Origin of the sequence: Halovenus anhuiensis (assembly GCF_037080055.1) — an archaeon.
Taxonomy (GTDB): Archaea; Halobacteriota; Halobacteria; order Halobacteriales; family Haloarculaceae; genus Halovenus.
The window spans coordinates 982,947-1,007,614 of record NZ_JBAOJI010000001.1; the positions used below are offsets into that span (position 1 = coordinate 982,947).

General features: G+C 63.0%; 22 protein-coding genes and 1 pseudogene. 18 read left to right on the forward strand and 5 right to left on the reverse strand.

Annotated features, from left to right (window positions below):
• Positions 1-52 precede the first annotated feature (52 nt).
• The 3 genes from V8P86_RS05070 to alaS all read left to right on the forward strand — a co-directional run bounded on the left by V8P86_RS05070 (position 53) and on the right by alaS (position 4,340).
• Complete coding sequence (locus V8P86_RS05070) at positions 53-1,027, forward strand: replication factor C small subunit (RefSeq protein WP_336326152.1); 975 nt, start codon at positions 53-55, stop codon at positions 1,025-1,027.
• 1 nt (position 1,028) lies between these two features.
• Positions 1,029-1,475 carry a nucleoside deaminase gene (locus V8P86_RS05075; RefSeq protein ID WP_336326153.1) on the forward strand — a complete coding sequence of 149 codons (447 nt, stop codon included), beginning with the start codon at positions 1,029-1,031 and terminating at the stop codon, positions 1,473-1,475.
• Positions 1,476-1,562: 87 nt separating this feature from the next.
• A complete protein-coding gene (alaS, locus tag V8P86_RS05080; protein WP_336326154.1) occupies positions 1,563-4,340 on the forward strand; it encodes an alanine--tRNA ligase in 2,778 nt (925 codons plus the stop codon).
• Between the two features lie 6 nt (positions 4,341-4,346).
• On the opposite strand, the gene V8P86_RS05085 is transcribed toward alaS, so the two are convergent.
• The gene (locus tag V8P86_RS05085) at positions 4,347-5,150 is read right to left on the reverse strand and encodes a GIDE domain-containing protein (protein ID WP_336326155.1); all 804 of its coding nucleotides are present in this window, start codon (positions 5,148-5,150) and stop codon (positions 4,347-4,349) included.
• Positions 5,151-5,253: 103 nt separating this feature from the next.
• Between V8P86_RS05085 and V8P86_RS05090 the strand changes: the two genes are divergently transcribed.
• Entirely contained in the window at positions 5,254-6,147 is an 894-nt protein-coding gene (locus V8P86_RS05090; RefSeq protein ID WP_336326156.1) for a PhzF family phenazine biosynthesis protein, read from the forward strand.
• Positions 6,148-6,257: 110 nt separating this feature from the next.
• Positions 6,258-8,531, forward strand: coding sequence for a phosphoenolpyruvate synthase (gene ppsA / locus V8P86_RS05095; protein WP_336326157.1), 2,274 nt, complete (start codon positions 6,258-6,260; stop codon positions 8,529-8,531).
• Positions 8,532-8,565: 34 nt separating this feature from the next.
• Here the strand turns inward: ppsA and V8P86_RS05100 are convergent, their stop codons facing one another.
• Positions 8,566-8,760 carry a hypothetical protein gene (locus V8P86_RS05100; protein ID WP_336326158.1) on the reverse strand — a complete coding sequence of 65 codons (195 nt, stop codon included), beginning with the start codon at positions 8,758-8,760 and terminating at the stop codon, positions 8,566-8,568.
• Positions 8,761-8,872: 112 nt separating this feature from the next.
• A pseudogene (locus V8P86_RS05105) lies at positions 8,873-9,091 on the reverse strand (3-hydroxyacyl-CoA dehydrogenase NAD-binding domain-containing protein); the annotation flags it as partial.
• Between the two features lie 102 nt (positions 9,092-9,193).
• Here V8P86_RS05105 and V8P86_RS05110 point away from each other — a divergent pair.
• Both V8P86_RS05110 and V8P86_RS05115 read left to right on the forward strand, forming a co-directional pair.
• Positions 9,194-9,991, forward strand: a complete 798-nt coding sequence (locus tag V8P86_RS05110; protein ID WP_336326159.1) for a class I fructose-bisphosphate aldolase — start codon at positions 9,194-9,196, stop codon at positions 9,989-9,991.
• Positions 9,992-9,993: 2 nt separating this feature from the next.
• On the forward strand, positions 9,994-10,842 hold the full coding sequence (locus V8P86_RS05115; RefSeq protein WP_336326160.1) for a class 1 fructose-bisphosphatase: 849 nt from the start codon (positions 9,994-9,996) through the stop codon (positions 10,840-10,842).
• Positions 10,843-10,875: 33 nt separating this feature from the next.
• Here V8P86_RS05115 and V8P86_RS05120 read toward each other — a convergent pair whose 3' ends face one another.
• Positions 10,876-11,325, reverse strand: a complete 450-nt coding sequence (locus tag V8P86_RS05120) for a MaoC family dehydratase (RefSeq protein WP_336326161.1) — start codon at positions 11,323-11,325, stop codon at positions 10,876-10,878.
• A gap of 44 nt (positions 11,326-11,369) precedes the next feature.
• On the reverse strand, positions 11,370-12,560 hold the full coding sequence (locus V8P86_RS05125) for a hypothetical protein (protein ID WP_336326162.1): 1,191 nt from the start codon (positions 12,558-12,560) through the stop codon (positions 11,370-11,372).
• A gap of 78 nt (positions 12,561-12,638) precedes the next feature.
• Between V8P86_RS05125 and V8P86_RS05130 the strand changes: the two genes are divergently transcribed.
• The 11 genes from V8P86_RS05130 (at position 12,639) to V8P86_RS05180 (ending at position 24,661) form a co-directional block, all read left to right on the forward strand.
• The gene (locus V8P86_RS05130; protein ID WP_336326163.1) at positions 12,639-13,493 is read left to right on the forward strand and encodes an HpcH/HpaI aldolase/citrate lyase family protein; all 855 of its coding nucleotides are present in this window, start codon (positions 12,639-12,641) and stop codon (positions 13,491-13,493) included.
• Positions 13,494-13,573: 80 nt separating this feature from the next.
• Entirely contained in the window at positions 13,574-14,830 is a 1,257-nt protein-coding gene (locus tag V8P86_RS05135) for a Glu/Leu/Phe/Val family dehydrogenase (RefSeq protein ID WP_336326164.1), read from the forward strand.
• A gap of 39 nt (positions 14,831-14,869) precedes the next feature.
• Positions 14,870-15,349 (forward strand): SRPBCC family protein, encoded by a 480-nt coding sequence (locus V8P86_RS05140; protein WP_336326165.1) that lies wholly within the window; start codon positions 14,870-14,872, stop codon positions 15,347-15,349.
• 46 nt (positions 15,350-15,395) lie between these two features.
• Complete coding sequence (phoU, locus tag V8P86_RS05145; protein WP_336326166.1) at positions 15,396-16,070, forward strand: phosphate signaling complex protein PhoU; 675 nt, start codon at positions 15,396-15,398, stop codon at positions 16,068-16,070.
• A 202-nt stretch (positions 16,071-16,272) separates the two neighbouring features.
• The gene (locus tag V8P86_RS05150; protein ID WP_336326167.1) at positions 16,273-17,034 is read left to right on the forward strand and encodes a DICT sensory domain-containing protein; all 762 of its coding nucleotides are present in this window, start codon (positions 16,273-16,275) and stop codon (positions 17,032-17,034) included.
• 44 nt (positions 17,035-17,078) lie between these two features.
• Positions 17,079-17,597, forward strand: coding sequence for a DUF7549 family protein (locus V8P86_RS05155; protein WP_336326168.1), 519 nt, complete (start codon positions 17,079-17,081; stop codon positions 17,595-17,597).
• Between the two features lie 79 nt (positions 17,598-17,676).
• A complete protein-coding gene (locus tag V8P86_RS05160; RefSeq protein WP_336326169.1) occupies positions 17,677-19,320 on the forward strand; it encodes a type II/IV secretion system ATPase subunit in 1,644 nt (547 codons plus the stop codon).
• 2 nt (positions 19,321-19,322) lie between these two features.
• Complete coding sequence (locus V8P86_RS05165; RefSeq protein ID WP_336326170.1) at positions 19,323-21,821, forward strand: type II secretion system F family protein; 2,499 nt, start codon at positions 19,323-19,325, stop codon at positions 21,819-21,821.
• A 42-nt stretch (positions 21,822-21,863) separates the two neighbouring features.
• Positions 21,864-23,231, forward strand: coding sequence for a bifunctional hydroxymethylpyrimidine kinase/phosphomethylpyrimidine kinase (thiD, locus tag V8P86_RS05170; protein ID WP_336326171.1), 1,368 nt, complete (start codon positions 21,864-21,866; stop codon positions 23,229-23,231).
• 40 nt (positions 23,232-23,271) lie between these two features.
• Positions 23,272-23,928, forward strand: coding sequence for a class I SAM-dependent methyltransferase (locus tag V8P86_RS05175; RefSeq protein WP_336326172.1), 657 nt, complete (start codon positions 23,272-23,274; stop codon positions 23,926-23,928).
• Positions 23,929-23,968: 40 nt separating this feature from the next.
• Complete coding sequence (locus V8P86_RS05180; protein WP_336326173.1) at positions 23,969-24,661, forward strand: SDR family NAD(P)-dependent oxidoreductase; 693 nt, start codon at positions 23,969-23,971, stop codon at positions 24,659-24,661.
• The last annotated feature ends 7 nt before the right edge of the window (positions 24,662-24,668 follow it).

Sequence of the window (24,668 nt, forward strand, 5' to 3'; positions counted from 1 at the left end):
TCCGGAGATCACTCTCGGGGGGTTTATTGGCTGCCCGTTCTTCGACACTCTCATGAGCGAGGCTGATAACGCGGGGGCCGGCCGCGAGGAAATCTGGCTCGAACAGTACCGGCCAGAGCAGTTTTCTGATATCGTCGGGCAGGAATCAATCGTCGAGCGACTGGAGAGTTACGTCACGAGAGATGATATCCCGAATATGCTGTTCGCGGGCCCGGCAGGCGTCGGCAAGACCACGTCGGCCGTGACGATTGCCAAAGAACTCTACGGCGAGGACTGGCAAGAACACTTTCTCGAACTGAACGCCTCCGACGAGCGCGGCATCGACGTGGTTCGTGATCGTATCAAAAGCTTCGCGCGAACCTCCTTCGGCGGCGTCAACTACCGCATCATCTTCCTCGACGAAGCTGACGCCCTCACCTCGGACGCCCAGTCAGCACTCCGGCGGACGATGGAGCAGTTCTCGAACAACGTCCGGTTCATCCTCTCCTGTAACTACTCCTCACAGATTATCGACCCAATCCAGTCGCGCTGTACCGTCTTCCGCTTCTCGCCGTTGTCGGACGAGGCCATCGAGACGCAGGTCCGGCGGATTGCCGAGGACCAAGACATCGAACTCACGGAAGATGGAGTCGACGCACTGGTCTACGTCGCGGGCGGGGACATGCGCGCGGCGATCAACGGACTGCAGGCCGCCGCCGTCACCGGTAGTGTCGTCGACGAGGAGGCCGTCTTCGAGATTACGAGCACCGCTCGCCCGGAAGACATCGAGGAGATGGTGACGCTCGCACTCGACGGCGACTTCACTGCCTCGCGGACCCAACTGGATCGACTGCTGACCGAGGAAGGGATCGCTGGCGGCGATATCATCGACCAACTCCACCGCTCTGTCTGGGAGTTTGGACTCGAAGACGAGGCCGCGGTGCGCGTGCTCGACCGGATCGGTGAAGCCGACTACCGGATCACCGAAGGAGCCAACGAGCGCATCCAACTGGAGGCACTGCTGGCGTCGCTGGCGCTGGAAGAGTAAGATGGTCGACGAGCAGTACATCCGTGAAGCCATCGAACTCGCCGAGGAGAGCGTCGAGAAGGGGAACACCCCGTTCGGATCGCTGCTCGTGATCGATGACGAAGTCGTCCGGCGCTCCCGGAACACGACCGTCACCGAGGCGGACATCACGGCCCACCCGGAACTCAAACTCGCTCGGTGGGCCGCGCGCGAACTCGACGAAGAGGAACGGGCGAACTGCACCATGTACACGAGCACGGAGCCATGTGAAATGTGTTCGACAGCGGTCCACTACGCGGAACTCGACCGGGTCGTCTTCAGCGTCTCGACGGGGGCGCTCGCAGATCTGCGCGGAACACCGAGTGGGTTCACCTGTGCGGAACTGATCGAGGCTAAGGGCGGCGAAGCGACCGTCGAGGGGCCGATTCTCGAAGCGGAGGGACTGGCGGTCCACGAACAGTTCGACTGACGGTGGCCAGTCGCGGCTGGGGGGACCGCCAGCAGGAGCGTGTTCGGAACTGTTTTACCCGAACGCTCGCCAAATACGTGCCAACGAATGAGCGATCTCGACGAGGAATACGAACTCACGTATTTCGAGGAAAACGGGTTTCACCGCCTGGAATGCTCGGAATGCGGAGCACGATTCTGGACCCGCGACGAGACGCGGGACACCTGCGGCGAACCGCCGTGTGACACCTACGGCTTTATCGACGACCCGGGTTTCGCCGAGGAGTACACCCTCGCGGAGATGCGGGAGGCCTATCTCTCCTTTTTCGAAGAGCACGGCCACTCCCGGATCGATCCGTACCCGGTCGCGGCCAACCGCTGGCGCGACGACGTGCTCCTGACACAGGCATCGATCTACGACTTCCAGCCGCTGGTCACGAGCGGGCAGACCCCGCCGCCGGCGAATCCGCTGACGATCAGCCAGCCCTGCATCCGGATGCAGGACATCGACAACGTCGGCAAGACCGGCCGGCACACGATGGCCTTCGAGATGATGGCCCACCACGCCTTCAACGCCCGCGAGGACGTGGAGGGCGAGTACGCCTACTCGGGCGAAGTGTACTGGAAGGACCAGACCGTCGAGTACTGCGATACGCTGCTAGAGGAACTGGGAGCCGATATCGAGGAAGTCACCTACATCGAGGATCCGTGGGTCGGCGGCGGCAACGCAGGCCCGGCAATCGAGGTCATCTACAAGGGTCTCGAACTGGCGACGCTCGTCTTCATGTCCATGGAGCAGGACGACGAGGGGGAGTACCTGCTCAAGGACGGCAACCGCTACTCGAAGATGGACACCTACGTCGTCGATACCGGCTACGGCCTGGAGCGCTGGACCTGGATGAGCCAGGGGACGGCGACAGTCTACGAGGCCATCTACCCCGAGATGATCGACTTCCTGCGGGAGAACGCGGGTATCGAGTACACCGAGGAAGAAGAGCAACTCGTCCACGGCGCTGCCCGACTCTCCGGGAATCTCGATATCGACGACGTGGACGACGTGGAGGCCGCCCGTGGCGACATCGCCGACGAACTCGGTGTCGATGTGGAGCGTCTGCGTGACCTCGTCGAACCGCTCGAACAGATCTACGCGATTGCGGATCACTGCCGGACGCTGGCGTACATGCTCGGCGACGGCATCGTCCCGTCGAACGTCGGCACCGGTTATCTCGTCCGGATGGTGCTACGCCGCACAAAACGGCTGGTCGACACCGTTGGCGTGGACGCGCCGCTGGACGAACTCGTCGACATGCAGGCCGACCGCCTGGACTACGAGAACCGCGATACGATCCGTGACGTGGTCCGCACCGAGGTCGAGAAGTACCGTGAGACGCTCGAACGCGGGACCCGCCGGGTCGAGCAGTTGGCCGAGGAGTACGCCCGCGAGGGCGAACCGATTCCGCGAGACGAACTGGTCGAACTGTACGACTCCCACGGGATCCAACCGGACACCGTCGAGGAGATTGCGTCGGATCACCACGCCGACGTGGACGTGCCCGACGACTTCTACTCGCTGGTCGCCAAGCGACACGGCCAGGAGGGAGAGGAGGAGGCCGACGACGGGGAGTTCGACCCCGAGGAGTTCACCAACCTGCCCGAAACAGAGCGGCTCTACTACGAGGACCAGAACCGCACGGACTTCGAGGCAGTCGTGCTGGATGTCTTCGAGCGAGAGGACGAGTACGACGTGGTCCTCGACCAGACGATGTTCTATCCCGAGGGCGGAGGTCAGCCCGCCGACCACGGAACCCTCTCGACGGACGACGTGACGGCGGACGTGACCGACGTACAGCGTGTCGGGAACGTCATCGTTCACCGGGCCGACGCAGACCCCGGCAAAGGCGAGTTCGTCCGCGGACAGATCGACTCCCGCCGACGCCGCCAGCACATGCGCCACCACACCGCAACCCACCTCGTCGGCCACGCGGCCCGACAAATCCTCGGCGACCACATCCGACAGGCCGGTGCCCAGAAGAGTACCGACAGCGCCCGGATCGACCTGAAACACTACGAGTCGGTCACTCGCGAGCAGGTCAAAGAGATCGAACAGTTGGCCAACGAGTTCGTGATGGAGAATGCTCCGGTCGAACAGGAGTGGGTCGACCGCAATGACGCCGAGGCGGAGTACGGCTTCGACATCTACCAGGGCGGGATTCCGGAAGGCGAGCAGATCCGACTGATCCACGCCGAAGAGGACACGCAAGCCTGCGGTGGCACACACGTCTCTCGGACTGGCGACGTGGGTTCGATCAAGATTCTCGGCACCGAGCGAATCCAGGACGGCGTGATCCGCTTTACCTACGCCGCGGGCGACGCGGCGGTCGACGCGAGCCAGCGGACCGAGGACGCGCTACTGGAGGCGGCGGAGATTCTGGACGTGACACCACAGGACGTGCCGGAAACCGCCCAGCGCTTTTTCGACGAGTGGAAACAGCGAGGCAAGCGCATCGACGAACTGAAAGAAGAACTGGCGGCGGCCCGCGCGGGTGGGTCTGGCGGCGGCGAGGAAGTCGACCTGGACGGAACGACGGCAGTGATCCAGCGCCTCGACGCCGACATGGACGAACTCCGCGCGACGGCGAATGCGCTGGTCGAGGACGGAAAGGTCGCGGTGGTCGGTTCCGGTGCCGAGGGCGCGCAGTTCGTCGTCGCAGTCCCTGACGGTGTCGGTGTCGATGCCGGCGACGTTGTCGGCGAACTCGCTGCCCGCGTCGGTGGTGGCGGCGGCGGCCCGCCGGATTTCGCACAGGGCGGCGGTCCCAACGCCGACGAACTCGACGACGCACTCGACGATGCGGCCGAGATTCTCAAGCAGATTCTAAACGCCTGATCCTGATCAGGCCAGGAGCGGCCCGATTCCGAGCGCAATCCCGTACAGCCCGATCAGCAAACACCCCAGCGCGAGCAGCGGCCAGCCCAGATGGCCCTTGACGATTCGCCACGCCGTGTCCCGTTCCGAACCGTCGGAGATGACCAGCGGCGTCTTCTCGCTGCTCGTCAGCATCGCATCGACCAGATCACTCCCCCACTCACCCGCCGGCGCGCGCCCGACAGTCCCGTAGACGTGGACAGATTCGTCGATGTCGAGGCGGCGTTCGATGAATCGCTGTTTGTTGCCGAAGTTGAGTTCGGTGATGCCGAGGTCGAGCGTGCTGTCCTGCTGCTCGATGTCGTCGGTCTGCTGGATATACTGGTCAATCCGTGCGGGCGGTTCCTCCCCGGGAGAGAGTTCAAGCGTCTCCGAACTGAGGTGCAGTTCGGCATTAGCGCCGTCGATCTGAACCCGACCGGTGTCGTCCTCGACGAGAAACGGAACCGAATTCGTCCCCTCGTCCAGTGTCTTCCAGTAGCTGCTCTTCCCGCTGCTGCGGTACTCCTGGACTTCGTACTCGTAGGCGAGACAGACAGTGCCGGTAAAGGGGGCTTCGACACCCTTCTCGTCGCCGCGGGCGATTCCCTCGACTTCGGCCGGGCCGTCGTGATAGACCAGATCCTGTACCGCCAGCGGGTCGTTTCTGAAAATCGCCAGCGCGGGGCCGAACTCCTGGCGGGTTTTGACGAGCGCGCCGGCACCGATCAACAGCATCAGTGTGCCGCCAGCGAGTCCAAGTCCCGACCCGGAGAAGGCGAACTCTGACATATCTGAGTAGACTCGGTCAGGTCGTGTAAATGATGTCGGTCACTCTCTGACCGGGAAACACGCGAGCAACAGCTTCATTCCAACGGCGGGAGACGATGAGGGTATGCAACGGCAAGCGGTTCTGTTAGTCGACGCGTTCGCCGACGAACCGACCGGCGGCCGGTCGGTCGCGATCGATCCATCGGGATCGATGTCCGGGAGTCAGCACGCCCGGGTCGCGAGCGAACTCGGAACGAGTGGCGTCGTCTCGGTCGACGGCGAGACCATCGAGTACACCGACTGTGACGGCTCGCAGGCCGTCGTCTCGGCGGCGACAGCGGGGGCGGCCGGCCTCTACAACCGCGGCGCACTCGACCCCAGCGCGTACGAACTCGCCGTCGCCGGCGAGAGTAGCCCCGCCGGTCCGTTCGGCGTCGAACTCGACAAACACGGCACGGTAACCGTCGATATCCCGACCGCAACACCGGAGTTGCCGGCCGTCGACGCCGACTGGATCGCAGACGCGATCGGCGTCGACGTGGCGGCACTGGAAGACGTGGGTGCTGACCTTCCGGTCGCGCGCGTGGACTCCTTCGGCGGCACGCTGCTGGTCGCCGTCAACTTCCTCGAACACGTCTCGGGCGCGGTGCCCGACACGGGGACGGTTGCTCACCTTCTCGACGACGTGGACGCGAGCCGACTCGTTGCGTTCACATTCGACACGCTCGCCGCGGAGACAGACGTTCATGCACGCGTATTCGATCCGGAGGCACGCGGCTGTGAGCGAGCGGCAAGCGGCGTCGGCGTCGCCGCCTGCACGGCGCATCTCGCGGACCACGCTGTCTTCGACGGCGAGCGCGAGGAGATCGCCGTCGAGTCCGGGATGTTTCTCGACCGGCCGGCGACGGTGCGGGCGACCGTCGAAGCCCAGCCAAGCGTCGGTGGAACCGCGCTGACGACACTCGACGGAGAGCTTGCGGTCCCCGAAGACGAGGACGACGGGATCATCGAGGTCTGAGGTCCTCGATTGAGTCCTGTAGACCAATGTGAATCGGTAACAACACAGTCACTACTCGGCAGCGGTTCAGAAGCTTCATTACGTTCGTCGCTGATGCTACGAGCACGTACATGGCTGTACTCTGGCTGGACGACATCCGGGGAGATGACCTGGAAACCGTCGGTGGGAAAGCGGCATCGCTCGGGGAGATGACCTCCGCGAGCCTGCCGGTCCCACCCGCGTTCGTCGTGACGGCGGATACGTACCGCTCATTCATCGAGGCAACTGGCATCGACGAAGAACTGTTCGAGCTCGTTGATATCGAGACCGAGGACTCGGCAGCGCTCGCGGAGGCGGCCGACGCCGCTCAGGAACTGATCCGCGAGACGCCGATGCCCGACGACCTCCACGAGGAGATTCTCGGTGCCTACGACGAACTCGGCGACGAGGTCCCTGTGGCGGTCCGCTCCTCTGCAACCGCAGAGGACCTCCCAGACGCCTCGTTTGCCGGCCAGCAGGAGACGTTCCTCAACGTCACCGGCGAAGATCTGGTCGACAAAGTTCGGGAGTGCTGGGCCTCGCTGTTCACCCAGCGTGCGCTCTACTACCGACAGGAACAGGGCTTCGCCGAGGAAGTCGTCGACATCGCGGTCGTTGTCCAGCAGATGGTCGATGCCGACAAAAGCGGCGTCATGTTCACCAGCCACCCCTCCACTGGCGCGCCGGTCGTCACCATCGAGGCAGCGTGGGGACTCGGCGAAGCCGTCGTCTCCGGGGCGGTCACGCCGGATAACTACATCGTCGACCGCAACTCCGGCGAACTCCAGCAGCAGACTGTCGCCGAGAAGAAGGTGATGCACGTCCGCGACGAGGAGACCGGCGAAACCGTCGAGCGCGAGGTGCCCGCCGACAAACAGAACGAACAGGTACTCTCCGAGGCCGAACTCGAAGAACTCCGTGAGACCGGCGAGATGATCGAGGAGTACTACGGCGAGCCACAGGACGTGGAGTGGGCGATTTACGACGGTGAACTCTACTTGCTCCAGTCTCGCCCGATCACGACCATCAGCGAAGGTGCCGCCGAGGGCGGCGTCGCCGACGGGGGCGCTGCCGCTGCACAGTCATCGAGCGGCGACGACGGCGTCGTCGTCTCCGGACTGGGCGCGACCCCCGGCCGTGCCTCCGGCGAAGCCAAGATCATCGACAGCGTCGACCAACTCGACAAGATTGGCGAGGGCGACATCATCGTCGCGGAGATGACCACCCCGGACATGGTCCCGGCGATGAAACGCGCCGCCGGCATCGTCACCGACGAGGGTGGAACCACCTCCCACGCCGCCATCGTCTCGCGGGAACTCGGCGTTCCTGCAGTCGTCGGCGCGGAGACGGCAACACAGACGCTAGAGGACGGCCAGTTCATCACCATCGACGGCGAGAAAGGAAGCGTCGAGGCCGGTGCCGACGAAGATGCCGACCACGACGCCGTCGAAGAAGTCAGACCGGACACGCCGGTCAAGCCGATGACCGCGACCCGCGTCAAGGTCAACGTCTCGATTCCGAACGCCGCCGAACGGGCGGCCGCGACCGGCGCGGACGGCGTTGGACTGCTTCGAATCGAGCACATGATCCTCTCGCTGGGGAAGACGCCCGAGCGATATATCGAGGACAATGGCAAAGAGGAGTACATCGATCAGATCGTCGAGGGCGTCCGGACCGTCGCCGAGGAGTTCTATCCGCGGCCCGTTCGAGCCCGGACGCTGGACGCGCCGACCGACGAGTTCCGCCAACTCGAAGGCGGCGAGGACGAGCCAGACGAGCACAACCCGATGTTGGGATATCGGGGCATCCGGCGCAGTCTCGATCGGCCCGAGGTCTTCAAGTACGAACTCGAAGCCTTCCGGAAACTGTACGCGATGGGCTACGACAACGTCGAAATCATGCTCCCGCTGGTCAACGACAGCGAGGACGTACTCCGAGCGAAACAGCTCATGGAAGAGGCTGGCATCGACACCGAAAAGCGCTCCTGGGGCGTGATGGTCGAGACGCCCGCCGCCGCGCTCGGCATCGAACAGATGGCCGAGACGGGCATCGACTTCGCCAGTTTCGGGACGAACGACCTCACCCAGTACACGCTGGCCGTGGATCGGAACAACGAGAACGTCGCCGACCGCTACGACGCGATGCACCCGTCGATTCTCGAACTGATCAGCCAGACCATCGAGACCTGCCGCGAACACGATATCGAGACAAGTATCTGCGGACAGGCCGGCTCAGATACCGAGATGGTCCGATTCCTCGTCAACGAGGGCGTCACGTCGATCAGCGCCAACATCGACGCCGTGCGAGACGTGCAGCACGAAGTGAAGCGGGTCGAACAGCGATTGCTGCTGGATTCGGTTCGATAGCGGCTGAAACGCTGGCGCGCTGACTGCTCTTTCGCTATGCGGCGCTAGCACACTCCTCACAGCACTCCTCGTCGTCGATCAGCACCATCGCTGCGACGCCGACGGCGGCGAGAACAGCACTCGCGGGCATCGCCCCAACCGAAACCTGCGGGACGAGGACGAGTGCAACCACGGCGAGTACACTGTACAGGATACAGCGCGAGCCACATTTGATCGTGAGATCGATCATATGGAGTCGTGAAATTTCATAGACAATAAAGATAGCGCTCGATATCCGGGAGCGAAACGAGCTATTCGTACTCGTAAGAGCCCTTTCCCGTCTTCTTGCCGAGATCTCCCGCCTCGATGACTCTCTCGGCGGTCGTCTCGTCGATCGCCTCGCGTGAGACGAGTCGGTCGAGGCTGTATTCGATGCTCTCCAGTCCGTTCTCGACGTACTCCTGTTCGATATCGCGCATCACCACGTCGTAGCCGGCCATCGCGGCGACCTGTGCGATTCCATTGCCCATGTTGCCAGCACCGACGACGCCGACGGTGTCGATAGCATCCAGTTCGGGCAGATCTGGCACTGATACTGCAAGCAGTGTACGTCTGGGGGACTGACTCACGGTGGCTGTGGTGAGTAAAGCATATACGGTAACTGTCCGGACCAAACAGTAGAGATGCGACCTATCGACGATTCACCACTCACGCGCGATGGCAAGGTGCTCATCCTGGCGTACGACCACGGACTCGAACACGGGCCGGTCGACTTCGAGGCGGTGCCGGAGAGCGCGAATCCGGAACACGTCTTCGAGGTTGCCCAACACCCGGCAGTGACCAGCCTCGCTGTCCAGAAGGGGGTTGCCGAGGGGTATTATCCCGACTACGCTGATGACGTGACGCTGCTCGCCAAACTCAACGGCACGTCGAACCTCTGGATGGGCGAACCGAACTCGGCGGTCAACTGGTCGGTCGAGTACGCCGACGAAGTCGGCGCTGAATCGATCGGATTCACACTGTACGGGGGCTCGAACCACGAAATCGAGATGGCCGAGGAGTTCCGCGACGCTCACGAGGCCGCCAGAGCAAACGACATGCCAGTCGTCGCGTGGGCCTACCCACGCGGTCAGGGGATCAAAAACGACAAGAAAACCGGCATCATCTCCTACGCCGCCCGGCAGGCGATGGAACTCGGGGCCGACGTTGCCAAGGTGAAATACCCCGGCAGCCCCGAAGCGATGGAAGAGGTCGTCGAGATGGCGGGCCGGACGAAAGTCATCATGTCCGGCGGCTCGAAAACCAGCGACCGGGAGTTCCTCGAAACGGTCAAGGGCGCGATGGACGCCGGCGCCGCGGGACTGGCCGTCGGCCGAAACGTCTTCCAGCGAGAGAACCCCGAAGCAATCCTCGACGGCCTCGAACAGATCATCTTCGAGGAGAGTTCCGTCGAGACAGCCCTCGCTGCAACTGAGGAGTAGCGATGGACGAACCCCTCGATCAGATCTTCGAGACCGTCGCCGCCACTGCCGGTGACGTGCTATCGATCCTCGGCACGCGGCGCTCCTACGAGGAGGGCCAGAATCCGAGCGGCGAACAGCAACTGGCAGCGGATGTCTACGCCGACGAGCAACTGGAAGAAAAGCTCCTCGACATCCCGGCGGTCGGTTCCTACGCCAGCGAGGAGCGAGACGAAATCGTCGAAGACTCCGGGGAGTACCATATCGCCTGTGACCCACTTGACGGCTCCTCGAACCTCAAACCCAACAACGGGATGGGAACGATCATCGCGGTCTACGACGAACCAGCACCCGCGCCGGGAGAGGCGCTGGTCGGTGCAGCGTACGTCCTCTACGGGCCGACGACGACGATGATCACCGCCGCGGATGGGACTGTCACCGAGTACCTGATCGAAGATGGCGAGCGATCCATCCTCGACGAGGACGTAACGGTCCCCGACGACCCAGTCGTCTACGGCTTCGGCGGGCGGGCACCGGACTGGACCGACGACTTCGCTGCCTTCGTGGAAGAGATCGAGTCGCGGCGGCTCAAGCTCCGCTACGGCGGCGCGATGGTCGCAGACGTGAATCAGGTGCTCACCTACGGCGGGATCTTCGGGTATCCGATGCTCGACGACCGGCCGGAGGGGAAACTCCGCCTGCAGTTCGAGGGCCATCCCATCGCCGCCATTGTCTCGATGGCCGGCGGCGCGTCGACCGACGGCACTCAGTCGCTGCTCTCGAAGACCCCGGGGCATATTCACGAACGGACGCCGCTGTTCGTCGGAACCGAGTCGCTGATCGACGATCTCGAAGCAGCACTCGACGAATAGTATTTCCGTCGACGGGATACTCTCTACAGGCGTTCAGGGGTCGCGTTTCAGCGAGAGGGCAGTCCGTTCGAGCGAGCAGACGACTTCGTCGTCCTGATTGAACGCCTCGACGAGCATCGTTACGATTCCTCGCTCGCCGTCGCTGGTCTCTCGCTTGTCGAGGACTTCTGTTTCTGCCCGGATGGTGTCACCGTGCGTGACCGGCGTCGGGTGTTCGACGTTGTCGTAACTGAGATTCGCGACGATCGTTCCGTCTGTCGTGTCAGGGATCGTCAGCCCGACCGCCAGCGACATCGTATAGAGGCCGTTGACGATGCGCTCGCCGAACTGCGTCTCGGCGGCGAACTCGCTGTCGAGATGCAACGGCTGCTGGTTCATCGTCATATCACAGAACTGCTGGTTGTCGGCTTCGCTGATCGTCCGTCGCTTCTCGTGTTCGATCCGGTCGCCGACCTCGAACTCTTCGTAGTACAGGCCAGTCATACTCCGCAGGTCGAAAGCCGGCCCAAAATAGCTACCGCCGGATCTCAGGAGTAGAGGTCTTCCTCGCTGATACTGCGCTCTTTGAGGACTTTCTCGGTCTCCCCATCCGGGGACACCCAGACGACAGAGGCGTACCACATGCTGAGAACCCCACGGTCGACGACGATGGAGTCACCCTCGCTCACGGTGGTTTCCGCGTCGTATGCCTCGAACTCGGTCCAGCGGTAGGTTCCGGTGCCGCTGATTCGCGTGTTCTTGATGACGAGTTGGCCCGCCTCGATGTCGTCACCACCGGTGTGGGTGACCGTCATCGTGGTTCGACCCTGCTCGAACTCGAACGAAGCTTCCGGCGGGCCCTCCGGTTCGGTGTCCTCCGAGTTCGTCGTTCCGGCACCGCGTGCTAACAGACCGGCCCCGCCGAGAACGCCCAGACCGATCACACCGACGACAGTCCGACGGCTGGCCTGTCCCGGGAGCGACTGTGGAGGCGATTTCTCGGACTCGTCGGCGCGGGCCGTCGCGGGTTCCTCCGGTGTTCCCACCGGTGGCGTCGCTGGGCCGAACAGCAGTGCCCGTTTCAGTTCGTAACAGGAGTCGGGTGTGTCGTCCGCGAGCGCGGATTCGACTGAGCGCCAGAGCTGTGGTGGATCCCCGCGTTCGGGCCAGTCGGGGGCACCCTCCGATGGTGGTTCCTGCCCGGTCAGTAGTTCGTGTCCGACAGCCCCGACCAGTTCGACGCCGTCTGATTCGGACTGTCGAGTCGGATCGATCGGCCAGCATACCCGGGCACTTCCGGTCTGAGCGTCGAGACAAAGCTGGTCCCGTTTCGGCAGTGGGACGCTTCCGGCAGATTCGATCAACCAGATCCCCTCCGCGAGATCGATCACGAGCGAGCGAACCCGCTCTGATCGCACCATCTCGGCTGTCGACGGCGGTATGGGATCGATAGCGAGCCACGGCCGAGGCGTATCTCCGTGAGCAACGACCGAGACGATCACGGACGCCTCGTCGTGTGTGAGCCACTCCGAGCGCGCCCGCTCGAACGCCGACCGCTGGCTGGCCGTCGCATCGGCGTCGACAGTCAGAACCTGGAGTTCTCGGCCACTGTCCGAGCGCGCCGCGAGCACTCGCACAAAATCGGTCTCCCCGTACGCCGCGGTCCACTCCTCGGGGGCTGGCCGGCCATCCTGGAGGCCGGTCGCCTTCGTAGTGAACTCTGCTGGGGATGCCGTCATACCTCGTATTGGGCTTCGAGACCCTTATTGTTCGGGTCGAGGGCACCGTTTTTGTCCCCCCCGGTGCAACGTCGGCGTATGGCTCGCAGAACAGTGTTGTTCTCCCCGGGCGATCAGCCGGATCTCCTCCGGAAGGCACCGGACAGTGGCACAGATGTCGTCGTCTTCGATCTGGAAGATGCCGTTGCACCCGGCGAAAAAGACCGCGCTCGGAAGACTGTCTGCTCGGTCCTCGACGAACTCACGGCGGACTGTGAGGTCTGTGTCCGAATCAACCCGTTGGCAGGCTCGGGAATCGATGATCTCGACGCTCTGTCGGGGCACTGGGACGCCGTCGACAGCGTCATGCTGCCGAAAGTCTCCGGCCCGGACGCCGTCGGTCGTCTCCGAGAGGAATTCACCGACCGCGGCGTCGAGCGGCCGGTGCTCGCGCTGCTTGAGAGCGCCGGCGGGATTCTCGACGCCGAAGCCATCGCCGACGAGCGCGGCGTCGACGCGCTGTTGGTCGGGGCCGAAGACCTCGCCGCAGATATCGGGGCGACGCGAACCGACGACGGCGACGAGATTAGCTACGCTCGCCAGCGGGTCGTCCTCGCCGCCAGCGCCGCCGGAATCGACGCCATCGATACGCTCGTGACCGACTTCGAGCGGACGGCCTATCTCGAAGCCGAGAGCGAGCGAGCCGTCCAGTTCGGATTCGACGGGAAGATGGCGATCCACCCGGCACAGGTTCCGGTTATCAACGACGCGTTCACGCCGAGCGAGGAGACACTCGACTGGGCACGACGAGTGCTTTCGGCCAAAGCGGAAGCCGAGCGCGACGGGAGAGGAGTATTTGCCGTCGACGGCGAGATGATCGACGCACCGTTGATCGCACAGGCCGAGCAGGTGGCCGAACGGGCAGAAGCGGCTGGTATCGACGTGACCGAGTGACCGTTCGTCAGATATCGCGGGTGTTTTTATTCGTCTGTCCGTCGTCAGCCTTTTGCGCCTGCTAGGCGAGAGATCAGATAATGACAGGCGATGCTGACCCATTCGAGAGTCTACAAGAGCAAGTACAGGAGGCAGCGGCGGTCATCGATCTCGACGACGATGTCGTCGAACGCCTGAGCAATCCCGAACGGATTCTGGAACTGAACCTCTCCGTCGAGATGGACGACGGATCGATCGAAGTGTTCGAGGCCTACCGGTCGCAGTTCAACGGCGACCGCGGCCCCTACAAAGGGGGAATCCGGTATCATCCCGGCGTGAACCGGGCGGAAGTCAAGGCACTGTCTGGCTGGATGGTCTACAAGTGTGCGGCCGTCAACGTCCCCTACGGCGGCGGCAAGGGGGGAATCACGGTCGATCCTTCGGAGTACTCCGACGCCGAGATGGAACGGCTCACCCGGGCGTACGCCGAGGAACTCCGACCACTAGTCGGAGAGGACCGCGACATTCCCGCGCCGGATGTCAACACCGGCCAGCGAGAGATGAACTGGTTCAAAGACACCTACGAGACGCTGGAGGGGACGACCGAACCCGGCGTCGTCACCGGGAAATCCATCGAGAGCGGCGGCAGCGAGGGCCGCGTCGAAGCAACGGGGCGCTCTGTGATGCTCGTCGTCCGGGAAGCCTTCGAGCACTTCGACTGGGATCTGACCGACGCAACAATCGCCGTGCAGGGATTCGGAAACGCCGGATCGATCGCCGCACGCCTGCTCGACGACCTCGGTGCAGACATCGTTGCAGCGTCCGATTCGACCGGAGGGATCTACAACGACGACGGCCTCGATGTCGTGGCGGCAAAAGACCACAAGGCCGAAACCGGATCGCTCTCCGGGTTCGACGGTGCGACCGAGGAAATATCCGACGAGGAGTTGCTGACCATGGATGTCGATGTGCTGGTTCCCGCCGCGCTGGAAAACGCCATCGACGCCGACCTCGCCGAGGAGGTCAGCGCAGACCTGATCGCCGAGGCCGCGAACGGACCGCTGACGCCCGATGCCGACGACGTACTCGCCGATCGGGATATCTACGTGATTCCCGATATTCTGGCCAACGCCGGCGGCGTGACGGTCTCGTACTTCGAGTGGGTGCAGAACCGCCAGCGGTTCCCCTGGACCGAACAGCGGGTCAACGACGAACTCGAACGGTACATCACCGACGCCTTCGACTCGATGATCGACGCCTACGAGCAGTACGACGTGCCGAATCTCCGCGTGGCGATGTACACGGTCGCGCTCGAACGAGTCGTCCAGGCGGCCGAAGAAGGCGGCATCTGGCCCTGACAACCACAGCGTTTTCTCTCCGGCGGCCGACCGTTCTGTATGGCTACCTACGAGCGGTCGGTGCGGGTCGCTGCGCCCTTCGAGGAGGTCTGGGAGTTTCACTCCGACGAATCCGGACTGGTTGCGCTGACACCCGAGTGGATGAACCTCGAAATCGAATCGGTCGTCGGTCCCGACGGCGAGTCAGATCCGGGCGTTCTCGAAGCAGGCGCGGAAATCCGGTCGTCGGTCCGACCGCTGAACGTCGGTCCGCGACAGGACTGGGTCTCGAAGATCACCGAGCGCGAGGAGTCCGGTGGCTCGGCGTACTTCGTCGACGTGATGGCCGAGGGCCCGTTCCCCGAGTGGGAGCACACGCACATGTTCTACGCCGACGGCGAGGAGACGATCATCCGGGATCGGGTCCGCTACGAGTTCCCCTTCGGCGCGCTCGGGCGTGCGGTCGGCCCGTTCGGCGTCGTCGGCTTCGAGCCCTTCTTCCGGTATCGCCACCGCCGGACGAAAGAACTACTCGAATAATTGCGGGACACACAAGCTACAAACCGGATGAGGGTCATGTCCAAGTATGCCCAGAGACGGTTATCAACAACGCCTCGAAAAACTATCCGACGATATCCTCTACATGAGCGAACTCGTCATCGAACGCCTGCAGAAGGGCCTCGATGCGCTGCAGGACAAAGACGACGACCTCGCGTGGGAGGTGATCGAAGGCGACCACGAAATCAACGAGATGTATCTCGAACTCGAACAGGAGTGTATCGATCTGATCGCCCTCCAGCAACCCGTCGCCGGCGATCTGCGCTTCATCGCAGCGTCGTTCAAGATCATCACCGATCTGGAGCGAATCGCCGATCTCGCGACGAATCTCGGCGACTACTCGCTGGACGCCCAGAAAGACACCTTCCCCGAGGTCGACATTCAGGCCATCGGGTCGAAGACCATCGAGATGGTCGAGGCGTCGATGGACGCCTACGCCGACGAGGACGCCGAGGCCTGCTTCGAGATTGCCGACCGCGACGACGATATCGACGAGATGTGCGAAGAGGCCTCCGAACTGGTCGTCCGCGACCTGATCGAACGACAGGACATCACCGAAGAGGACAAGATCCAGCAGACGATGCAGGATGTCTACCGTCTGCTGTTGACGATTCGGGACCTCGAACGCGTCGGCGACCACGCCGTCAACATCGCCGCACGGACGCTGTACATGGTCGAATCCGACGACGCACTGCTGTACTGAACTAGCCGTTCACGCCGAGAGCACTGTGTCCGGTTACACAAGTGCTATCGTACAGTTGTTTTTGAACGAACTCTGTTGTGCTAACACGCATAAAGTTGGGCAATCGAAGCGAAAGAGACGTAAATAAGCGTTGGGTGCGAAATTTATCGCTGATAATCGACACCAGATTCAAACCCACTGATAGTGTACAGCCAGCAACCGCATGTCCCTGGATAGGTTCCTCTCGGTGCCCGAAACCCCCGCCCGAAGGCTGGTCGTGGCCAACCGAACCCAGCCCGAACCGTTCCAGCGGATGGTCGAGAATCTATTCGCCAAACAGCGTGTCGCCGTCGAAGAGATCACCGACGGGGAGTATCCCGAAAACACAGTCCTGTTACTCGAAGACGGTGAAGTAATCGCGCAATCGTCGCTGGATGCCCTCCGGGATGCGATTCTGATGGTCAACTCCGATCTGTATTTGACTGGTACCCGGAAACTCGACGAGACGACGGTTCCGGCTGTGATCGACAAGTTGACCGACGTTCAGTTTTCACTTCGCGGCTATCCGGAGTCGAACACGGAGAAACTCCTCCTTATCCTCATTTCCAGACACATCGAACGCCGGGCATACGAGGCCGGGGCGGGAACCCTGCGCTCGTCGTTTCAACAGCTCTCCCGGATCAAAGACGAACAGGGGACGCGTCGAGCCTACCGGAAAGTGTCGAACACAGATGTCGACGTACACGTCTACGGCAAGCCAGACTGGCGGCCCACGAGCGAACTCGACGTGACGATGCACGGCGGCAAAAAAGACGATTTTCAGTACTCGTGGTTCGTTCTCTATCAGCCACCGCCGAACTACCCCGCCGAACGAAGCGCTGCGTTGCTCGCAATCGAGACGGGTAACTCGGAATGGGAAGGGTTCTGGACCTACGAGCAATCCCTGATCACAGATCTCGCCGAATATATTAGGGCGAACCTCTGACCGACAGCGATAGTTTTTACCGGCGGGGCCGCTCCGAGAACTGTATGTGGGTTCGTTCCGAGTACGCCGGTGAACTCGCGGTCCTGTCCACGTGGCTCTGTGCGATTTCGCCGTGGGCGGTGACGTGGGTCGCCCGCGAGGAGGCATCGGGCTATTTCTTCTGGTTTCACATCCTCAATCTCCTTTTCGTCCCCGAAATCGAACTCCCGGGATCGCGGCCGCTGTGGGTCTGGGGCTTTCTGGACTTCCCGGTGTACACCGGCGAAACCTACGTCAGCTATCTCTGGCTCGCGGGGACCGCCGTGTTCACCGTGGCACTCGGGCTCAGCATCGCCTACTATCTCGACGAAGATCGGATTCAGTCACTCGATATCGACCCGGTAAAGACGCTGGGCGGGCTCTTACTCGCCAGCGCAATCCTGCTGGCCGGTGCCTACGTCCTGCTCGTACAGCACCACATCGGGACCACGCTGCCGGTCGGAGTGGCCTTTCAGTTCATCTTCGGAATCGTGTTACTCCGAACTGAGCGTCTCGAACGGACGGAAGGCTCGGCGACAACCTAAGCGTCGCTCCCGGGTGCCATTTAAGTAGCTGGCCCGGTAAGCGAGCATATCCACGCTGCGGTGGGCCGGGGGAAAAACCATGGCACAAGACGAGTCAGCTGACCGAAGTCGAACGCTCGCACGGGATACCGAGGAGTCCGGCGGTCTCACCGAGTGGCTCTCACAGACCGCGCGGGCGCTGACTGGCTCGACTGTTTCTCCGACCGACTACGACCCAAAACGTCACGACCAACTCGTCACCTTCGACGGACTGGAAGGTCACGAAGAGATCGAACGATACTGGGTCAACGCACCCTTCGCCTTCGTCTCGATCAATTACTATCCGGAGGAGACCGAACACCGCTACTACGTCGTCGAGCCCGAACTGACAGAGTTCGAGCAAGAACTGCTCGACCGACTGTTCGAGGACATCCGCGGCCCGCTTCTGTACCGCACGGAAATCGCGGACAGTCCCGAGCACGCACTCCGAGAGGAACTCATCGACCGACTGGAGGAGTACGGCGTCGAGGTCCCGGACGAGACGTTCTATCGACTGTTCTACTATCTCTACCGGGCGTTTCAGGGCTACGGCCGCCTCGATCCGCTGATGCACGACCCGCACATCGAGGATATCTCCTGTGACGGCCCCGACCTCCCCGTGTTCGTCTATCACGACGAGTACACCGACATCGAGTCAAACATCGTCTACGAAGACGAGGAACTCGCAGATTTCGTCATCCAACTCGCACAGCGATCCGGCCGGCACGTCTCCGTCTCCGACCCGGTCGTCTCGACGACGCTGCCAGACGGTTCGCGGATCGAACTCGCACTCGGTGAGGAAGTGACGCCGAAAGGGTCAGCATTTACGATCCGGAGATACGCCGACGAACCGTTCACGCCCATCGATCTGCTCGAATACGGGACCGTCAGCCGGGAGATACTCGCCTTCATGTGGCTGGCCATCGAGAACAACCGCTCGCTGATCTTCGCGGGCGGGACGGCGGCCGGGAAAACCACGTCGATGAACGCCGTCTCGATGTTCATCCCGCCGCGGTCGAAGGTGCTGACCATCGAGGACACGCGGGAACTGTCGCTGTATCACGACAACTGGCTGTCCTCGGTGACCCGCGAGCGGATGGGTGATTCGGACATCACAATGTACGATCTGCTGCGGTCGGCACTGCGCCATCGCCCGGAGTACATCATCGTCGGTGAGGTCCGTGGCGAGGAGGCGATTACGCTATTCCAGGCGATGAACACCGGCCACACCACCTTCTCGACGATGCACGCCGACTCGGTCCAGACGGTGATCAACCGACTGGAGAACGAACCGATCAACGTCCCCCGGCCGATGGTCACTTCGCTCGATATCCTCTGGGTGCAGGTGCTCGGCCGGACGGACGACCAGCGCGTCCGCCGCGCGAAGACCATCGCCGAAATCGAGGGTATCGATCAGCGGACCGGAGAACTGGACTACTCGAACACCTACTCGTGGAATTCGACCGGCGATACCTTCTCGCAGAACAACTCGGAGTTGCTCGACGAGATCCGCGAGGAACGCGGCTGGAGTCAGTCGGAACTGCTCGAAGAGTTGCGCAACCGTCGGCGCTTTTTGAAGTATCTCCAGGAAAACGGCGTCGACGATTACCGCCGCTTCACCGCGATGGTGAACAAGTACTACGCCGACTCCGAGGAAGTCATGCGTCGGATCGAAAACGACGGGATCGAACTCGACGAGGGCTAACGATGGTGCCGCTCTGGCCGCTTCCCAGTTTGCTCGGCCTCGTACTCGTGGCGGGGTGGCTGCTCGGCAAATTCAGCCCGCGAGTCGAGAAGCTACTCAACCGCGTCAGTCGAGTGCTGTTCAGCCGGTTCGTCTCCGAAAACCGAACGCGGAAACGACGGCTCGAAGCCGCATACGTGACGAATACCTACCGAACGTATGCGACCAAGACACTTTTGTTCGTTCTCATGGCCTTCGTCGCGGGGAGCATACTCGGCGCGTATGTCGTCGCGATTGTGCTCGCGGTCCTCGAACCGCTGGTGTGGGCGCTGGCCGGGCTGCCGGATACGATCACCGATCCGCTCGGTATCACGACCGATTTCGTGCTGGTCCTGAGTTCGGAGACTCGCTGGCTCGTCTTGATCGTCGGCGGTCTCGCGCTCGGCATCCTCAGCGCGACGCTCTCGTACGTGTTCCGCTGGCAACTGCCGGCCAGTACCGCCTCGGTCAGAGGCCAGGGGATCGAGGAAGGGCTCCCGCGGACGACCGCGTTCATGTACGCGCTCTCCCGTGGCGGGATGGAGTTTCCCCAGATCCTGCGGACACTCTCGCGCAACCGGGCCGTCTACGGTGAGGCGGCCGAGGAGATGAACGTCGCCGTCCGGGAGATGGATCTGTTCGGCCGCGATATGATCTCCGCGTTGCGACGGATGGCCCGGCGAACCCCCAGCGAGCAGTTCAAGACCTTCGCGGAGAACATGACGAGCATCCTCCAGAGCGGCAGCGACCTGCCGACCTTTTTCCGCGAGCAGTACGAGCGCTTTCGCGACGAGCAGGAGGAACGACAGGAGGAGGTGCTCGAACTGCTCGCGACCATCGCGGAGATGTACGTCACGGTCCTCGTGGCGGGGACACTCTTTCTCATCACAATCTTGCTGGTCTTCGGACTGCTCGTCGCGGACACGCTGATGCTGTTGATGCTGATGATCTACCTGATGATCCCGCTCGGGAACGCCGCATTCGCGCTGATCCTCCAGCAGAAACTCGACGAACTCGGAATCGCCCGAGAGACCGGGACGAACATCCTCGATCAACTCGAAACCTCTACGCCGACGAACGTCTCACCGACCACCAGTGCCACCCGCCCCGACGGCGGGACGGTCGATGCCCGCGAGGCGAACAACTGGCGGATGCTCGAACTGTACGACCGCCTGAGCCGGATCAAGACGTGGCTTCGCAATCCGTTTCGGAGCTTCCTCTGGAACCCGACGAAACTCCTGTGGGTGACGGTTCCGATTGCCGCAGTCGTCATGCTCGTACGGATGCCTGTGGCGTTTCAAGCCGAAGGAGTAACGACGCGCATTCTCGACGACATCGTCATTCAGTCGGCGCTGTTCGTGCTCATCAGCTACGCAATCGTCCGGGAGTACTACAAGCGACGGCTGAACCATATCGAGGCTGCATTGCCGGAACTGCTCGAACGACTCGCCAGCCTGAACGAGGCCGGGATGTCCGTCGTCGAGGGATTCGAGCGACTCCGAGGGAGCGACCTCGGCGTGCTCTCGCCGGAGGTCGAGCGGATCTGGCGGGACCTCGAATACGGCTCGAACATCGGCGACGCGCTGGTACGACTCGGCCGGCGGGTTCGGACGACAGCCGTCACGCGAGTCGTGACGCTTCTGACCAACGCGATGCGGGCCAGCGGCGACATGGGGCCGGTGTTGCGCGTCGCCGCCGAGCAGGCCCGCGCCGAGGTCAAACTCCGCCGCCAGCGTCGCCAGCAGATGATGACCTATCTCGTCGTCATCTACGTCTCCTTTTTCGTCTTCTTGCTCATCGTCGGAGCGATCAATCAGGTGCTCATTCCGAGCCTTCCCGATGTCGTGCCCGCCCCCTCTAGCGATAGCGTGGGTCGGTTGCCAAGCGGATCGACCGGGTTCGATCAACTCGGAAGCGTCGACAAGGCGGCGTACTCGCTGGTCTTCTTCCACGGCGCGATGATCCAGGCGGCGCTGGCGGGCTTCATCGCGGGCCAACTCGGCGAGGGATCGCTGCGCGACGGCGCGAAACACGCCGCCATCATGGTGACCATCGCCTACGTCTTCATGATCCTGCTCACCGGCCCCGTGGCCTCGATCTCGGCAACGGGGGTGACGGCCGATCAGAACAACGTCTACGGGATTGAAGAAGTGTCACTGTCCGAGGGCGGCTACATCGCGATTTACGATGAAGAGGGCGTCGACGGGGAGTTACTCGGCAGGACGGACTATCTCGAACCGGGCACACACAGTGAACTCGTGATCCCGGTCAACCAGGAGTTAGGGGACGGACAGACGGTCCGGATCGTCGCCCATCAGGAGACCACCGACAACGAACAGTTCGACTACGTGGGACCGTCTGCCGCGGGCGAACAGCCTGTCGACCAGCCGTACAAATCGATCGGCGACAGCGACCACCCAGGCGTCGAGGTCCAGATCACGCGCATCGACCTACAGGAAGAGAGCGAGTCCAGTACCGGCTGAAGTTCCATTACCGATTTGTATGTGCCGGTGATAGCTCTGTGTATGACTCGACAACGGGCACCCGTAGAACCGCCAGTCGTCCTCACTGTGGCGGGGAGTGACTCCGGCGGCGGCGCGGGCATTCAGGCCGATCTGAAGACCATCGAAGCCGGCGGCGCCTTCGGCACGAGCGTCATCACGAGCGTCACCGCCCAGCACACCCGCGGTGTACAGAGCACACACCTGCTCCCGCTCGAAGAGATTCGAGCCCAGTACGACGCCGTCACAGACGACTTCGCAGTCGGAGCGATGAAGACGGGGATGCTCGCGACCGAAGATGTGATCGAACTCGTCACCGAGCGAGTCGCCGAGTCGTCGATTCCGGCGGTCGTCGATCCGGTGATGGTCGCTGCGTCCGGCGATCGACTACTCGATGACGGTGCAGAGTCGGCGTATCACGAACTCGCTCGGGAAGCGACCCTCCTCACGCCCAACGCCGACGAAGCCGAAGTGCTCACCGGGATCGAAGTCGACTCGACCGAGGCGGCGATCCGGGCGGGCGAGCGGTTGGTCGACGACGGCGTCGACGCGGCGCTGGTGAAGGGGGGCCACGTCGACGGTGAAGACGTCGTCGACAGCTTCGTCACCGACGACGAGATCGAACAGATCAGCCATCCGCGGGTCGACACGGAGGCCAACCACGGCTCGGGCTGTATGCTCTCGGCCGCAATCGCGACCCGCCTCGCCTACGGCGACGACCTCTCGACGGCGATCAAAACCGGCACCGATCTACTCGCCCGCGCGGTCAGGTACAGCCTCAATGTGGGCGAAGGACCCGGCGCAGTGCATCACATGGTCGCCGCCCGCGACCGGGCCGAACGCGAACCAACGGCCGAGCAGGTCCGCGAAATAGTCGACGCGCTCGCCGAGGCGAACGTCGGCCCACTCGTCCCCGAAGTTGGGATGAACGTTGCTGGTGCCACACCTTACGCGGAGGTCCCCGAGGAGTGCGCTGCCGTCGAGGGACGGATCGGTCGAACCAGAGCGGGCCTCACGGCCCGCGGTGACATCCGCTACGGCGCGTCGGATCACGTCGCCCAGTTTCTGCTGGCCGCTCGGGAATACCATCCCGAGTACCGCTTCGCGCTCAACACCCGATTCGACGCCGATGTTGAGGCCGCGCTACAGGGACTGGACTGGCCAGTCGGCGAGTACGGTCGGACAGAACAACCCGCCGAAGTCGCCGCCGAGGAGGGGGCGACAATGGAGTGGGGAGTACGACAGGCGTTCAGCGAGGCCGTGACGCCCCCCGTGGCAGTGATCGATCGGGGTGAACACGGCAAAGAGCCCCTGGTGACACTGCTTGCCGCCGACGCTCCGACACTGATCGATCGAACGACGACACTACACGAGACCGTCGGCGGTAACTGAACCCCGGCATCGTTTTTGTTCTGCCGGGCGAAGGTCGGATATGTCGACTGACGGTCACCCACTCGTTGCGCAGTTGTACGACGCTGTGATGGCGATTCCCGAGCGGACGATGCTGCCCGAACACCGCGAAGCACTCGCAGCAGACCTCTCGGGACGCGTCCTCGAAATCGGAGCCGGGACCGGCGCGATGTTTCCCTACTACGACGAGGCCGCCGATCTGCACGCGGTCGAACCCGACCCGCACATGCGAGAACAGGCCGTCGAGCGCGCCGAACGGCTTGGTCGTGCCGTCGATATTGCAGACGCGGGCGGTGAATCGCTCCCCTACGAAGACGATTCCTTCGACGCGGTGGTCGCCTCGCTCGTTTTCTGTACGATTCCCGACCACGAAGCCGCCCTCTCGGAGGTCGCTCGCGTCCTCAAACCCGGCGGGGAGTTTCGCTTTCTCGAACACGTCCGCGGCGAGGGTCGGATGGGTCAGGCCCACGACGTGCTCGCGCCCGCGTGGCACACCGTCGCCGGGGGCTGTCATCTCAACCGCGAGACTGGAGCGTTGTTCAGACACGACGACCGCTTCGAGGTGCTCGACTACGAGCAGGTTTCCGAGGGCGTCGTCCCGATGGTCCGCGGTCGGATGCGGCTGGTCGACGGCCGGGGCCGACTCCGGAAATCTCTTTCCCGAGTGCCGCTTCTGTGACGGGAGTCGGAATTAAGGGATCGCCACCCGAAAAGCCGGTATGGACGGAGACACAGCCGTCGTCACGGGAGCAAGCCGGGGAATCGGGAAAGCCGTCGCTCAGGCGTTCGCGGAAGCCGGCGCACACGTCGTCCTCTGTGCCCGGAATCGCGACGCGATCGACGCCGTCGCCGAGGAAATCGAAGCCGGGGGTGGAGAGGCCACGGCAGCGCGAGCGGACGTACGCGACGAGTTCGATGTCGAGCGCCTGATGCAGATGGCCGCCGAAATCGGCGGCGAGATCGATTACGTCGTCGCCAACGCCGCAGTCTATCACGGCGAGACCGGATCGACACCGCTGACCGAGGAGAGTTACGCGGCGTTCGACGATCACATGCGAACGAACGCACGGGGGACCTTCGCGACGATCCGCGAGTCGTTCCCGCATCTCGCCGACGACGCCCGGATTCTCGTCGCTTCCGGGTCGGTCGCACGGGAGCCGTATCCGGGCTACGGATCCTACGCCGTCTCGAAAGCCGCCGCAGAAGCAATCGCCCGCGGATTCGGTGCCGATACCGACCGTGTCGTCGGGGTCGTCGATCCGGGACAGGTGGCGACCGACCTCTCCGGGGGAGACGGCCACGACCCGGAGGATGTCGCGGCGCAGTTCCTCTGGGCGGCGACCGAGGCATCCGCCGAGGTTCTCGACGGCGAGGTCGTCGACCGGAAACAGTGGCGAAAAGAAACGCGGTAAGAGGGAT